10 protein-coding genes are annotated in these 15,248 nt (G+C 68.3%); 8 read left to right on the forward strand and 2 right to left on the reverse strand.

All coding sequences use genetic code 11. The features are described from left to right. Nucleotides 1-56 precede the first annotated feature (56 nt). A complete protein-coding gene (locus tag EAH76_RS12485; RefSeq protein ID WP_140850606.1) occupies nt 57-5,879 on the reverse strand; it encodes an alpha-2-macroglobulin family protein in 5,823 nt (1,940 codons plus the stop codon). A 190-nt stretch (nt 5,880-6,069) separates the two neighbouring features. Here EAH76_RS12485 and EAH76_RS12490 point away from each other — a divergent pair, with 190 nt between their 5' ends. The 4 genes from EAH76_RS12490 (at nt 6,070) to EAH76_RS12505 (ending at nt 10,231) form a co-directional block, all read left to right on the forward strand. Beyond that, nucleotides 6,070-7,455, forward strand: a complete 1,386-nt coding sequence (locus EAH76_RS12490; RefSeq protein ID WP_140850607.1) for a glycosyl transferase family protein — start codon at nt 6,070-6,072, stop codon at nt 7,453-7,455. Nucleotides 7,456-7,883: 428 nt separating this feature from the next. After that, on the forward strand, nt 7,884-8,489 hold the full coding sequence (locus EAH76_RS12495) for a hypothetical protein (protein WP_140850608.1): 606 nt from the start codon (nt 7,884-7,886) through the stop codon (nt 8,487-8,489). A 48-nt stretch (nt 8,490-8,537) separates the two neighbouring features. Beyond that, the gene (locus EAH76_RS12500; protein ID WP_140850609.1) at nt 8,538-9,452 is read left to right on the forward strand and encodes a sulfite exporter TauE/SafE family protein; all 915 of its coding nucleotides are present in this window, start codon (nt 8,538-8,540) and stop codon (nt 9,450-9,452) included. Then, nucleotides 9,449-10,231, forward strand: coding sequence for a TIGR02186 family protein (locus EAH76_RS12505; protein ID WP_140850610.1), 783 nt, complete (start codon nt 9,449-9,451; stop codon nt 10,229-10,231). The genes EAH76_RS12500 and EAH76_RS12505 overlap by 4 nt, the downstream gene beginning before the upstream one ends. Nucleotides 10,232-10,294: 63 nt before the next feature. On the opposite strand, the gene EAH76_RS12510 is transcribed toward EAH76_RS12505, so the two are convergent. Beyond that, nucleotides 10,295-11,383: an alkene reductase gene (locus EAH76_RS12510; RefSeq protein WP_140850611.1), complete on the reverse strand. Its 1,089-nt coding sequence runs from the start codon at nt 11,381-11,383 to the stop codon at nt 10,295-10,297. A gap of 50 nt (nt 11,384-11,433) precedes the next feature. Between EAH76_RS12510 and EAH76_RS12515 the strand changes: the two genes are divergently transcribed. From EAH76_RS12515 to feoB, 4 genes are all read left to right on the forward strand, one after another. After that, nucleotides 11,434-12,327, forward strand: coding sequence for a DMT family transporter (locus EAH76_RS12515; protein ID WP_140850612.1), 894 nt, complete (start codon nt 11,434-11,436; stop codon nt 12,325-12,327). A 9-nt stretch (nt 12,328-12,336) separates the two neighbouring features. Next, complete coding sequence (locus EAH76_RS12520; protein ID WP_140850613.1) at nt 12,337-13,017, forward strand: COQ9 family protein; 681 nt, start codon at nt 12,337-12,339, stop codon at nt 13,015-13,017. 87 nt (nt 13,018-13,104) lie between these two features. After that, entirely contained in the window at nt 13,105-13,371 is a 267-nt protein-coding gene (locus EAH76_RS12525) for a FeoA family protein (RefSeq protein ID WP_140850614.1), read from the forward strand. Nucleotide 13,372: 1 nt separating this feature from the next. Next, on the forward strand, nt 13,373-15,235 hold the full coding sequence (gene feoB / locus EAH76_RS12530) for a ferrous iron transporter B (protein ID WP_140850615.1): 1,863 nt from the start codon (nt 13,373-13,375) through the stop codon (nt 15,233-15,235). Nucleotides 15,236-15,248 lie beyond the last annotated feature (13 nt).

The raw sequence follows: 15,248 nt of genomic DNA on the forward strand, positions 1-15,248 counted from the left end.
TCCCGCGTATACGGGAGGCCAGCTCGAGCAGAGACTTCCTCAGCCGTTCCACCTGCTTAGCGCTGCACCACCGTCACCGGCGCGAGCGGCAGCTGCGCGCGGATCGCGGGCGAATACATCGCTTCGACGCGCGATGGCGGAAGGTTGAAGCGCCCGGCACCGTTCAGCCGCAGCATGTACGACGCGCTGAACGCCCCGCGCGGCACCCAGCCGTAATAGGCCCGCCACGCATCGTTGCGCTTCTCGACATAGGCGGGGACGACGCCCACCTGCACGTCCCACAGCTTGCCATCGGCATCGCGCGCCTGGAACTTGCTCCCCGGCCCGGCCTGCGCCTGACCGGCAAGCATTTGCGACTGCCCGCCGAGATCGCCGATGATCGTCGCGCCCGCCGGGATCGGATCGTTGATCACAACCCAGTTGCGCTCGGCGCTCGCCTTGACGGTGATCGTCACCTTGACGACGTCGCCGCGCGTCAGCACGCCCTTGGTGCGCGCCTGCACCACCTCGACATTGCGCTGCATCTCATAGCCCGCGAACAGCGGCTTGGTCAGCGGCACCGCCGCCGAGATCGAGACGTTCGCCCACGGCCCCGCGCCGAAGCTCGATTGCGACAATTTGAGCGGGGTGAGCGTCGCCGGCAGCTGGAAGGTCGCCGTCCGCGCGGTGGCGGCGAGCGGCCAAGCCTTGCTGATCGTCTGCCCGCCCAGGCCCAGCGTCGTATTCCCGACGATCGCGCTTGCCGGATAGAGCGCCGCGAACTTGCGCGCCGCGATCGTGCCCCAGGCGTTGGCTGTGGTGGTGTCCCAGCGGCCATGCGACTGGCGCAGCGCGACACCGACCATCATCTTGGCCGCCTCGTCCTGCCAGCCGGGCCGACCGAGCGTCGCGATCACGGTCTTGATCGAAGCTTCGTCGCCCGACGACATCAGCCACCATGGCTGGTTGCTGCTGTCCGACAGATCGAGTCGCGTGCCCTCATAGACGAGCCGCGTACGCAACTGCGCCTCGCCCGCGGCCTTCAGTGCATTGGCGTTGGCGAGCCCCGCCAGATGGTCGAGCGCGACGAGATAATCGGCGAGCAAGGCGGTCGGCATTTCCTTAGGCGTCATGCTCAACTGCCCGAGCATCGCCGGCGTCGCTGCCCCGGCGCGGGCGAGCGCGTTGAAGGCGTAGACGCGCTGGAGCCGGACATCGCCATACTCTTCGTGGCGCAAGCGCCCGTCGAGCACGGCCTTCAGCCCCTCGATCATCTTCGCGCGCGGGCCCTCGGGGATCGGCAGGCCTGCTTCCGACGTCATCGCAAGCACATAGGCGGTGAGCGCCTCGGAGCCCGTCAGGCTGCCCGACGGCCAGTAGCGCAGCAGGCCATCGTCGGCCTGATACGCCGGGATATCGCCCGCGAGCCTTTGCCACAGCGCCGCATCGCCTAGCGCGACCGCACGCGACAGCTGCTGTTCGAAGCAATTATACGGATAGCGCGCCATGAAATCGCGCACCCCGGCGAGCGGCGGTGCGAGCGTGTCGTCGAGCCGGATATCGACCGTCCCGCGGCCCGCGATCGCCCCCATCGGCGGCTGGATCGGGATCGTCGTGTCGCCGCCGACGCGCGCGAGCGTCCCCGCCCACACTTCGAGCGGGTAAAGCGGCGTCACCGCCTGATTGACGGTGATCTGATCGACCGCCTTGCCGTCTGCCGAGCGCGCGCTGACGTGCCAGCGCAACGAGTCGAGATTGGCGGGCGCGGTCAAATTCCACGCGACCGGCATCGCGCCGCCCGCCGGGATCGTCACCGTCAGCGGCTTGCCCTGCGCGATGGCGGGCATGAGATCGACGCTCGCCGTCACCGTCATCGGCTTGTCCGAGCCGTTGCGCAGCGTGAAGCTAGATGCGTAGAAATCGCCGGTCCGCACCACCGGCGCGATGCCAGCGAAGATCGAGAGATCCTGCGCGGTGCGCACGCTCGCCATGCCGGTGCCGTAGAGCTGCGACCCGTCCGTGGCGATCGCCACCAGCTTGAACGAGGAGAGCGCGTCGGACAGCGTCACCGGAATCCGCGCGTGCCCATTCTCGTCGAGCGTCACGCGGCCCTTCCACAGGATCACCGGCTGGAAATTCTCGCGATTGAGCCCCGACGAATCGCCGCCGCCACCGCCGCCGGCCTCGACCGCCTTCTTGCCGTAATGGCGTTTTCCCACGACCTGCGTTTGCGCGGTCGAGGTGAGCACGGCGAGCGGACGCTCGCCCATCACCGCGGTGAGGACGTCCCAGCTGTCGTTGGGCGCGAGCTGGAGCAGCGCTTCGTCGACCGCCGCGAAGGCGACGTCGGCGGTGCGGACCGGCTTGCCGTCGGGGCCGTTCACCTGGACGTCGACCTGCGCCACGTCGCGCGCGGCGTAGCGCGCTTTATCGGCCTTGACCGCGACCTTTAGCTGATGCGCTTCCCAGCCGACCTTCACCTTGGCGATGCCGATGCGGTAGCTCGGCTTGGCGAGATCGACCAGAGCGGTCGGCTCCTGCTCCTCGGGCGGATCGCTCGCGAGTCCTACCGAGCGCGCTAGGCCGTGGAGCCAGCTCCAGATCCCGCTCTCGGTACGGCCGCGCACGACCATCACCGAGACGAACACGTCGGGCGCATAGGAGCCCGGCATCTTCACTTCGACCACCGGGTCCGCCCCGTTGAGTTCGGTGACGTAGCTCGCAAGCACGCCCTCGCGCTCGACCGTGACGAGCGCGGTCGCCTGGCGGAACGGCATGCGCACCTGGAAGCGCGCGGTCTCGCCCGCTTTGTAGGCGAGCTTTTCGGGGACGACGTCCATGCGGTCGCCATTGTCGCCGCCGAACCACCAATCGTCCTTGCCGGCGAGCCACACGCTCTGCGTCGCGCGCGCTTCGTTGCCGGCGGCGTCCTTGGTCGTCGCGACCGCATAGACTTCACCCGAGATGCCGGGATCGAGCTTGCACGTCGCCAGCCCCTGTGCGTCGGTCGTCGCGCTGCAGGTCTGGCTGAGCTTCTCGGTCTTCATGCGGTTGTCATAGGCATAGAAGCCGCCGATCAGCCGGCGCCGCGCGGTGAGGATCTGGCGGCTGTAGAGCGCGACCGAGATCGCCTGGTTGGCGAGCGGCTTGCCCGCGGTGTCGAGCGCGACGAAGCGCAGCCGCAGGTCGTCCTGCTTCATCAGCCAGCCGTCGGTCTTGACGCCCAATTGCACCGCGCTCGGGAAGATCGGGATGCGCTTCGAGGCGGTCAGCACTTCGCCATTGGCGTCCTGATAGTCCATCTCGACGAGCATGTCGGTGACGCCGTCGAGCGTCTGCGGGATCGATATCGTCTGCTTGCCGGTCCCGCCGCCGCCGAGCGTCGAGGGGAGCGTCTGCGTCGGCGGGAGCGTCGCCTGCTCCTCCTCGCCGTCGCCGTTGAGCGGCTTGGTGCCCTCGACGATCGCCTTGCCGCCGAAGCTGTAGCTTTCGTAGCCGTCGGGCGTGCCCTCATGCGCGAAATAGCCGACGCGCATGTCGACCGGCAGGTTCGATGCGCCGCCGCCCGAGAGGTAGCCGACGAACAGGTCGAGCGCGAGGCTGATCGGGCGGATCGCGGCGTCCTTCGGACCGGTGACGGTCGCGCGCATCGTCGGCAGCTTGTACTCGTCGACCTTGAACGACTGGCCGGTCTCGATCGTGCGGTTGTCCGCGATCAACGACAGGTCGTAATCGCCCATCGGCGCGCCCGCGGGGGCGGTCCATTCATTCTCGCCGATGCCATTGGCGTCGATCGTCAGCGGCAGGTCGAACTGCGTGTCGGATCCGCGATGCTGGAGCCGCAGCGTCCCTGTCACGCCCGGCGCAAAGCCGAAGCCGTTCGCCACCGACGTGCGCAGGATATGCTTCATATGCACCGTCTCGCCCTGGCGGACGAGCGCGCGGTCGAACACGGTGTGGAGGAACTCGCCGCGGGCCGAATAGCCATAGGGCAGGTCGAAATCATACGGGCGGATGCCCTGGCCCCAATCGGTCAGCGTGAAGCTGAAATCGTCGCCCGCGCGCGCCGAGACCATCAGCGGGCTCGACCCGCCGTTGCACGAGCCGCCGTAAGCTTCGGGCTCGGGCAGCCCCGGCGGTACGTTGAGCCCGCCATTCTTGTCGGTGATGCCGCGCGCGAGCAGTTTGCCGGTGCAGCTGTCGGTGACATGCACCTCGGCATTGGCGACGGGCTTGCCGGTGTCGAGCGCGGTGACCCAGGCAAGGCTGGCGGCGCGGCCCCATTTGAAGTGGACGCTCATATTGGTGACGAGCGCAGCAGTCGCGACATAGCGCGGAGCTTTCCGCCCGAGCAGCGCCTGGCCGAGCACCGGGCTCGCCAGTTCGACGACATAGAAACCGGGCTTGCCGCCGCCGAGCGGCAGGCCGACGACCTCGAAATCCTTGCCCTTGCCGGGCAGGCCGATCTTCATCGGCGCACCTTCGCCGCCGAGGATCGACTTGGCCCCGGTGTCGTTGATCCGGACCTTTTCCTTGCCGCGCGTTTCCTCATGCTCGGTCTCGTCGTCGGCATGGCCGACGGTGCGCAGCCACTGCGCGATCTTGCCGTCCGAGCCATCGACGCGCAGCGCCTGCCCGCCGATCGTGACGTTGGTGCCCTGGAGCGCGGGCTCGACGTTGCGGACGGTTACGGGCAGCACGCCGCCCTGCTTCGATTCGAGGATGCCGAACGATGCGGCGAATTTGACCAGCGGCGGGGCGGCATCGAAGCGCACGGCGAGCGGGAAACGCTCGGCGTTCGACAGCGGGCGGCCGCTCTCGTCCTTGACGCCCGCCGGGAGCACGACCTTGCCGGTCTGCGCCTGCGGCAGCGGGCTCTTGAAGCCGACCGAGGAGATCGTCGCCTTGGTCTTGGCATCGCCGCGCTCGGAATCCGAGCTCGAATCGAACAGGGTCGGCGTCAGCAATTTGCCGTCGGCGGTCTCGATGCGGACTTGCTTGGCGAGCTCGCTCGGCACCGGCGCCGAGAAGCGCACCCACGCCTTCTCGACCGGGTTGCAGCCCGCGGCGGCGTTGACGCGCGAACATTCGAAACGTGCGGTGAAGGGTTTGCGCACGGTGAAATCGAATCGCTGGTCGGTCCCGGCGGTCTTGCCGCCGGCGCTGGCGATGCCCGCGCCCCACACCAAAGCGACGTCGGCGCCAGGCGGGAGCGGGCGGCGGCACTTCAGCGCGGTGACGCCAGCATAGGCCTTCGCGCGATCCGCCGGAGCCGGGATAACGGCGGGCAAGCCACCGCTTTCGAGGAAGCTACGGACGTTCCAATTCTCGGTGCCCATCTCGCCGAGCAGCTTGCCCGGCAGATCGGCGGGCAACACGTCGACCGGGATCTTCTCGCCGATCCCCTTGACCGCGCAATAGGCGTTGGCGGCGACCGAAGCCGGAGTAGCGGGCAGGTTCGCCGCAACGAGGAAGGTCTGATCCTCCTCGATCTCGTCCGAATCGCTGCCGGGCAGGATCGCACGCGCGACCGGGCCGCCGGCATCGACGGTGAATTCGCTCTGGCCGGTCGCGGCATAGCCCGAGACGCTCTTGAGCCCCTTGCGCAGCGCGAACTTGCAGGTCGTGCCACCGGGCAGTCCGCTGGCGAAATCATAGACGAAGGTCTGCGGATCGACCCAGCGACCTTGTCCACCGACCGCGCAGGTCACGTCGAACGGCGAGGTCGCACGCGGATCGCCCAAGGGCACCATCGGCTGGTTGAAGCGCGCGGTGAAGCGCTCGATCGCGCCGTCGCCTATACCGGGGGTGGCAAGGATCACCTGGGGGCTCGAATCGCCGAACGCGGCGAGCGGCGCGCAAACCAGCGCAAGCAATGCGAGCCGGAAACCCAGTTTCATCGAACTCTCCCCCGCGCCGCCCAGATCGCCCTTATAGGGTGACCAATGGTGTCCGTATAGCGACGAACACGCGCGCCTGCAGAGGCTTGCATAATCGTCGAACCTGTTGGAAAATCACAAAGAACGACTCGCGGGGGAGCCATTATGGCTGGGTCGTCAAAGGAGACCGGTCGTGGGGGCGGGATGGGTCATGGCTGCGCTGGACGCGGTCGCGCGCGAAACCATGGTATTCGCGGTAATCGGCTTTCTCGTCGGCGGATGCGACGATCTCGCGATCGATCTGACGTGGATCTGGGTGACGGTGCGGCGCGGGCGCCCCCTTATGGCGCATACGCTCGATGCCTATCCGCAAACCCCGGCGCGGCGGATCGCGGTATTCGTCGCGGCGTGGGATGAATCCGCGGTGATCGGCGCGATGCTCGGGAGCGCACTCGCGCGCTTCGACCATGCCGATTATCGCCTTTATGTCGGCACCTATCCCAACGATCGCGCGACGATCGACGCGGTGGCGGCGGTCGCTGCGGGCGACGATCGCGTGCGCCTGGTGATCAACGATCGCGCGGGTCCGACCACCAAGGCCGATTGCCTAAACGCGGTGTGGCGCGCGCTCGAGCGCGACGAGGCGCGCGACGGCGTCACGGTCGCCGCGGTCGTGCTGCACGACGCCGAGGATCTGGTCCATCCGGGGGAACTGCGCGTCTTCGATGCGCTGATCGGGCGCTATGCCGTCGTCCAGCTCCCGGTCCTGCCGCTGGTCGATCGCTATGCGCCGCTCGTGTCGGGCCATTATGCCGACGAATTTGCTGACGCGCATGGCCGGCAACTGGTCGTGCGGCAGGCGCTCGGGGTCGGCCTGCCCCTCGCCGGGGTCGGCTGCGCGATCGAGCGCGATATGCTCGGGCGGATCGCCGCCGCACGCGGGGGTTCGCCGTTCGACGCCGGATCGATCGTCGAGGATTACGAACTCGGCTTGCTCGTCGCCACGCTCGGCGGACGCGGCGTGCTGGCGCGCGTGCGGACGCGCGCTCGTGGCGAACTCGTTGCGGTCCGTGCCTATTTCCCCGCGACCGTGCCGACCGCGGTGCGGCAGAAGGCGCGCTGGATGACCGGGATCGCGCTTGCCGGCTGGGATCGGATCCGATGGGGGCACGCGCTCGATTGGCGCGACCATTGGATGCGGATGCGCGACCGGCGCGCGCCGCTTGCGGTGCTGGTGCTGTTTTGCGCCTATGCGGCGCTGCTCACCTGGGGTGCTGCGTTGCTGGCCCATGCGCTCACCGGAACCGTGGCAGCACCCCCGTCTGCGGCGATGCGACGGTTGCTGGAGCTGAACGGAGGGCTGCTGACATGGCGGCTGGTCTGGCGCGCGGCCGCAACCGGGGCGGCGTATGGCTGGCGCGAGGCGCTCTGGTCGCTGCCCCGCGCGCTCGTCAGCAACTACGTCGCCTTGCTCGCGGCGCGGGGGGCGATGAGCGCCTATATCCGATCGCTGCGCGGCGCAGCCCTGCGCTGGGACAAGACCAGCCATGTCTTTCCCGGCGCGACCGAGCCCGCTGATTCGTGCCAGACCCGATAACGATCTCGGGGCGGGGGCGACCCTTACGCTTTTTGGGAGTCGTGACCGTCGGCTGGGTTGCGGCACGCGTCGCGATGGTCTGGCCGCAGCCCGATATGGCAATCGAGATGTCGTCGAAAGGGTCATTGCCGGTTCCCCGCGTACACGCCGCGCAGACCGGGTCGCGCCGTCGCACGCCGCCCATACCCCTCGTGCCCGCGCCCCGGGCCCCAGCTAGGCGCGTCACGATAGCGACCCCTCAGGCCGCCCCGCACCGTCGCGAACTCGCAGCTCCGATGCGCAGCTACGACGTGCGCCCACCCCCTACAACGGCCGCCGATCAGCTGCCCCTCACGTCGGCCCCCTCGCTTCTTCCAGGCCTGCCCCGCCCCTCGCTGGCGGCGTCCCCGCGATCGCACACCCCGTCACGGTGGTCGGGCAGTGCCTGGATGGTCGTGCGCGGCGGTGCAGGACTCGCGCCGGGAGCGCTTGGCGGACAGCTTGGCGGATCGCAGGCCGGTGTGCGGCTGGTTTATGCGCTCGACGTCGAGCGGCGCGTTGCGCTGGTCGGACGCATGACGTCACCGCTCGCCAGCGGTCTGCGCGAGGCCTCGCTCGGGGTCGAATGGCAGCCGACCAAACTTCCACTACGGCTCGTCGCCGAACAGCGTTTCGCGCTGAGCGGGGGGCATGGCGGGCCCGGGATCGGGGCGATCGGCGGGATCGGGCCGGTCGCGATTGCGCACGACGTCCGGCTCGAAGCCTATGCGCAAGCCGGGATGATCCGCCGCGCGGCGACCGAACCCTATGTCGATGGCGCGCTGCGCGTCACGCACCCGGTCGCGACGCTCGGCGAGATGCGCTTCGATCTCGGCGCTGGGGTGTGGGGCGGCGCGCAACGCGGCGCGACCCGGCTCGACATCGGCCCGTCGCTCGGTGTCGCGCTGCCGCTCGGCAAACAGCGGGTACGGCTCGCGCTCGATTGGCGCGAGCGGATCGTCGGCGCTGCCCATCCCGAATCAGGCCCTGCACTGACGCTCGGGACCGATTTCTGACACGCCGTGCTTTGCGCACGCCGCCCGAGCGGCTAACGCTCATGGGCAATGGACATCTACCTGCCCATCGCCAATCTTTCGGTCAACGCGCTGGTGATCGTGCTGCTCGGCGGCGGCGTCGGGCTGTTGTCGGGAATGTTCGGCGTCGGCGGGGGGTTCCTCACGACGCCGTTGCTGATCGTCTATGGCATCCCGCCGACGGTCGCCGCCGCCTCGGCCGCGAGCCAGGTGACCGGCGCGAGCGTCTCGGGCGTGTTCGCGCATGTCCGGCGCAAGGGCGTCGATTTCAAGATGGGCGGTTTCCTCGTCGCGGGCGGGCTGGTCGGCGCGGTGTTCGGCGGCTGGATCTTCCGCTTGCTCCAGGCGAGCGGGCAGATCGATACGGTGATCGCGATCGTCTACGTCCTGCTCCTCGGCTCGATCGGCAGCATGATGGCGACCGAAGCGTGGGGCGCGATCCGGCGGATGCGCAGCGGCGAGGCGCCCAAGCCGCGCAAGCGCCGTCACCATCCGCTCGTCGCGTCGCTGCCGATGCGCACGCGCTTCTATCGCTCGGGGCTCTATATCTCGCCGTTCGCCCCGCTGCTGCTCGGCTTCGGGGTCGGCATATTGACGATCCTGCTCGGCGTCGGCGGCGGCTTCATCCTCGTGCCGGCGATGCTCTATCTGCTCGGCATGACGACGCAGGTGGTGGTCGGCACCTCGCTGTTCCAGACGCTGTTCGTCACCGCGATGGCGACGATGGTGCATGCGACGACGACCAAGGCGGTCGATATCGTGCTCGCCGCTTTGCTGCTGCTCGGCTCGGTCGCCGGCGCGCAGATCGGTGCGCGGTTTGCAGCGCGCGTGAAGCCCGAATATCTGCGGCTCGCGCTCGCGGTGATCGTGTTGCTCGTCGCGGGGCGGATCGCGCTCGGGCTCGGGTGGCGGCCGGACGCGATCTATTCGGTCGAACTGTCATGAAACGCGGCTGGCTCGCGGTGCTCGCCGCGCCGCTGCTAATGGCGCAATCCGCGCCGCGGCCGGCGACGAAGCCCGTGCTCGTCCCCGACGTGTCGCAGCGCGATATCGAGATCCAATACAGCTTCACCGGCGCGAACCTTTTGCTGTTCGGCGCGATCCTCTATCCCGGCGGGCGGCTGCCCGATGACGACAAGCCGACCGACATCGTCGTCGTGGTCAAGGGGCCGGTCCAGTCGATCCTGGTGCGCGAGAAGCAGAAACTGGGCGGGCTGATCTGGGTCAATGCCAGTCGGCTGCGCTACCGTTCGGCGCCGAGTTTCTACGCGATCGCCTCGTCCAAACCGATCGCGCGGATGCTCGATGCGCGGACGCGGGCGATCTACGAGCTGGGGCTGTCGAGCCTGCAGCTCTCGCCCGCGTCGAGCGCACCGCTTCAGGAACAGGACCGCTTCGCGCGCGGGCTGGTCGATCTCAAGACGCGTACCGGCCTGTATGTCGAGGCGCCGGGTGCGGTCGAGATCACCGATGGCGTGCTGTACCGCGCGCGCGTCGCGATCCCGGCGCGCGTGCCGGTCGGGCGCTTCACCGCCGAGACCTTCCTGATCCGCGACGGCCGCGTCCTGGCGGCGGCGACGCGCGACATCGAAATCCGCAAATCCGGCTTCGAACGCTTCGTCGCGCGTTCGGCCGAGCGGCAATCGGTGCTCTACGGGCTCGCCGCGGTCGCGCTGTCGGTGCTGTTCGGCTGGGGCGCCGGCGTCATTGCGAGGCGGCTCTAGGGCTATCCCACACCTATAGCCGGTGGCGCCGCCCCGAAATCGATCGAGGCGGCGCTGGCGAGCTCAGGCTTCAGCGGTTTCGAGCGCTGGATAGTCGATATAGCCCTCGGGGCCCTGGCTGTACCACGTTCTGGGGTTATCGACGGCAAGCGCTGCACCGGTGCGCAGCCGCTCGGGCAGATCGGGATTGCTGATGAAGGTCCGGCCGAACGCGACCGCATCGGCGACCCCCGAATCGATCGCTGCCTGCGCCTCCTCGGCGCTGCGATAGTCCGAATTGACCACCAGCGGGTTGGAGAAGACCTCGCGGATTTCGGGCGACAGCTTGGGCACGTCGGTACGGCCGAAGGTGCCGTTCGGCCCAGGCTCGCGCAGTTCGAGGAAGGCGATGCCGATCTCGTCGAGCGCCTTGGCCGCGGCGACGAACAGCGCCTTGGGGTTGCTGTCATCGACGCCCTGCGAATCGCCATTGGGCGACAGGCGGATCGAGGTGCGGTCGGCACCCGCGACGCCCGCGACACGCTCGGTAATCTCACGCATCAGGCGGATGCGATTCTCGATCGAGCCGCCATAGACGTCATCGCGAAAATTGGCATTGTCGCGCAAGAACTGGTCGACGAGATAGCCATTGGCGCCGTGGATCTGCACGCCGTCGAACCCGGCGCGAAGCGCATTCTTGGTCGCGAGCTCATAATCGGCGAGCAGGCGCGGGATCTCGTCGAGCGCGAGCGGACGCGCGGTCTCGAAGTCCTGCTTGCCTTCGAAGGTGTGCGCCTGGCCGGCCGTGGCCGTGGCCGACGACGAGACGGGCTGGCCGCCGATCACCGAGGAATGCACCTGGCGGCCCATATGCCACATCTGGACGATGATCCGGCCGCCCGCGGCATGGACCGAGTCGGTGACGGGCTTCCACGCTTCGACCTGTTCGTCGGTCCACAGGCCCGGCGCGAACGGCCAGCCGAGCCCTTCGCGGCTGATCCCGGTCGCTTCCGAGATGATCAGACCGGCGCTCGCGCGCTGCGTGTAATATTCGGTCATCATCGCGGTCGGCACGGCTTCGCGGGTCGCGCGGCCGCGTGTCAGCGGCGCCATCAGGATGCGATTGGGCGCTGCGATCGCGCCGAGCTGGATGGGATCGAACAGACTTGGCATGCGGAGTCCTTTTGCTGAGACGCGCCTCAGATAGGAAGCTAGGGGGCGGCATGCACGCAAGCCCGCCGAAAAGAAAAACTGTCGCCGCCGAAACGACGCTTCTGCCGCTGCTCGCGTTGATCGTGGCCAATGGCGCGCTGGCGTTCGGGCCGTGGTTCGTGCGACTCGCCGATACCGGACCGATCGCCTCGGCCTTCTGGCGGATCACGCTCGCCGCGCCGGTCCTTGCCGCGGCCGCGCTAGCGACGGGATGGCGACCGCGGAGCGTCCCGCGCGGCCTGTGGGGAATCATCGCCCTCGGCGGGCTGTGCTTCGCCGCCGATCTCGGCAGCTGGCATCTCGGGATCCTGCGCACGACGCTCGCCAATGCGACGCTGTTCAGCAATTCGGCGACGCTGATGTTCCCGCTCTACGGCTTCCTCGTCGCGCGCGCCTGGCCGACGCGGCTGCAGGGCATCGCGCTCGGCCTTGCCACGATCGGCGCGGGACTGCTGATGGGGCAATCGTACCAGCTCGACCCGCGCCATCTCGTGGGCGATCTGCTGTGCCTGACCGCGGGCATTCTCTATACCGGCTATTTCATCCTGATGGCGCGCGTGCGTGCGACGATGGCGCCGCTACCCGCGCTGGCTTTGTCGACGCTCGCCAGCGTGCTGCCGCTGCTGCTCTTCGCGCTGGCGCTGGGTGAAAAGATCCTGCCGACACACTGGTCCCCGCTGATCGGGCTGGCGCTGGTCAGCCAGGTGATCGGCCAGGGGATGCTGATCTATGCGCTCGGCCGCTTGCCGCCGCTGACCGTCGGGCTCGGTCTGCTCACCCAGCCGGTGGTCGCGGGGACGATCGGCTGGGTCGTCTATGGCGAGCGGCTGGGCATGGCCGATCTGATCGGCGCGGTGCTCGTCGCGATCGCGCTCGTACTGGTCAGTCGGCGTCCGCGCGCCTAGATAGCAGGCATGACAGACTCGATCGCCCCTGCAGCTTCGCTCGACGACGCGACGCTCGACGAAATCCGCGCCGCATTGGCGCCCGCCATCGCCAGCAATGCGGGCTTTGACGGCTGGGGCGATGCGGCACGCGACATGGCGGCCGATGGCGCCGGGGTCGATCGCGACGTCGCGCGACTCGCCTTTCCCGGCGGCGCGGTCGACATGATCGCGGCGTGGTTCGCGCATATCGATGCCGACATGCTGGCGCGCGTTTCGCCCGAACGGCTCGGCGCGATGAAGGTGCGCGAGAAGATCACCGCGCTGGTCGAAGCGCGTCTCGCCGAGACCGCGCCCGACCGCGAAGCGCTGCGCCGCGCGCTCGCCATTCTCGCGCTGCCGCAGAACGCGGTGCGTGGGGTCAAGCTCGGTTGGCACGCGGCCGATGTGATGTGGCGCGCGGCTGGCGATACCGCGACTGACTATAATCACTACACCAAGCGGGCGATCCTGGCTGGTGTCTATGCCGCGACCGTCACCGTCTTCGTCGACGACCAGAGCGACGGCTATGCCGACACGCGCACCTTCCTCGCCCGCCGGATCGACGGCATCCTGCGCTTCGAGACCGCAAAGGCCAAGCTCGTCACCAAGTCGGAGCTACGCCCCAGCCTGTCGCGGTTTATCGGACGACTGCGATACCCTGCGGTTTGATCGCGCTGGTTGCGAGTGCGTCGCAATTAAAGCTGGCGTTGTGGCGTTGTTATTGATAATCGCTCGCAGATGGATATCTTGCGCAGCATGAAGCTTTCCACTCCTGAGTCGCTCAGCCTCGAATCGCTGCCGCAACGCCGCCAGGCGACGGTCGCGGCGATCGACTGGTCGCACTTGTCGACGCCCGAGGCGCGCCGCCTGCGCGAACTGGGTTTCGACGAAGGCGTCGGCGTCGAAGTCCTCCACCGCGCGAGCCTCGGCAAGGGGCCGATCGCGTGTCGCATCGGCCGCATGACCGTCGCGCTTCGCCGTGCGGTCGCCGGCGCGATCCTCGTCTCGCCCGTCACGCAGTAACATGACCGCTGCGCCGCTGGTGGCGCTGGTCGGCAATCCCAATGCCGGCAAGAGCGCGCTGTTCAACGCGCTGACCGGCGCCCGGCAGAAGGTCGGCAATTATCCCGGCGTCACGGTCGAACGCCATTCGGGTAAGCTGACGCTGCCCGATGGCCGGATCGTCGATCTCGTCGATCTGCCCGGCGCCTACAGCCTCGAACCCTCGAGCCCCGACGAGCGCGTGACGCGCGACGTGGTGACGGGCACGCAGACCGGCGAACGCTTGCCCGACGCGCTGGTCGTGGTGGTCGATGCGTCGAATCTCGACAACCATCTGCGCTTTGCGCTGCAGTTGATCGCGCTCGGGCTGCCGGTGGTGGTCGCGCTCAACATGTTCGATCTCGCCGAGCGCGACGGGCTGACGCTCGATCCCTTGAAGCTCTCGGCCGAGCTCGGCGTGCCCGTCGTGCCGACCGTGGCCGTCCGGCGGCGCGGGCTCGACGAGTTGAAGATCCTCCTCGGCGGGATCGTCGATGCGGATGCTGCGATCCGGCTGCGCCCGAGCAATCACGCGATCGGCGAGGACATCGTCACGCTGCAACGCCGCGCGCGGAAGATCGCGCAGGCGGCGACGGTCGAGGAAGCGCCGGCGCGGCGCTGGGGCAACGCGCTCGATTCGGTCGCGCTGCACCCGGTGTTGGGCGTGTTGCTGCTCTTCGTCATCCTGTTCGTGATGTTCCAGGCGGTGTTCTTCGCCGGCGCCGCGCCGGCCGAGGCGATCGCGTCGGTGTTCGATGCGGTGTCGGGGCTGGTCAAGGATGTGATGCCCGATTCGGTGCTGCGCTCGCTGATCACCGACGGGATCATCGCCGGTGTCGGCGCGGTGGTGAAGTTCCTGCCGCAGATCCTGATCATGTTCTTGTTCATCCTCGTGCTCGAGGCGAGCGGCTATATGGTCCGCGCGGCGTTCCTGATGGACCGCGTGATGGCGAGCGTCGGACTGTCGGGCCGCGCGTTCATCCCCTTGCTGTCGAGCTTCGCCTGCGCGGTGCCGGGCATCATGTCGACGCGCACGATCGACGACGAGAAGGACCGGCTGACCACGATCCTCGTCGCGCCGCTGATGACCTGCTCGGCGCGGTTGCCGGTCTATACGCTGGTGATCGGCGCGCTGATCCCCAATACCAAGGTGCTGCCGTTCGTGGGGCTGCAGGGGCTGGTGATGCTCGGGCTCTACATCATGGGCGTGGTCGGCGCGTTCGTCGTCGCCTTCGTGCTGCGCCGGACGGTGACCAAGGGCGCGTCGTCGGGCTTCATGATGGAGATGCCGAAATATCAGCTTCCGCGAGTGCGCGATCTCGCGATCGGGCTGTGGAGCCGCGCGGAAATCTTCCTCAAGCGCGCCGGCACGACGATCGCCTTCACCACGATCGTGTTGTGGGCGCTGCTGAGCTTTCCCAAGCCGCCCGAGGGCAGCCCGGTCTCGCCCGTCAATTATTCGGTCGCCGGGCGGATCGCCAATACGATCGAGCCCGCCTTCCGCCCGATCGGCTTCAACCGCGACATCGTGCTCGCGCTGATCCCGGCGATGGCGGCGCGCGAAGTGGCCGTCGCCGCGCTCGGCACCGTCTATGCGATCGACACCGCGGGCGAGCAGAGCGAAACCAAGATGGCGCAGACGCTCCACACGCGCTGGAGCCTACCGACCGCACTCGCCTTTTTGATGTGGTTCGTGTTCGCGCCGCAATGCATTTCGACGATCGCGGTGACGCGGCGCGAGACCAATGGATGGAAGTGGCCAGCCTTCATGGTTGGCTATTTGTTCGCGCTCGCCTACATCGCTGCAGGAGCGGCTTATTGGGCCGCAATCGGATTCGGGCTCTAGCGGGCCCATAGCA

The organism is Sphingomonas glacialis (assembly GCF_006439055.1).
GTDB lineage: Bacteria > Pseudomonadota > Alphaproteobacteria > Sphingomonadales > Sphingomonadaceae > Sphingomonas > Sphingomonas glacialis_A.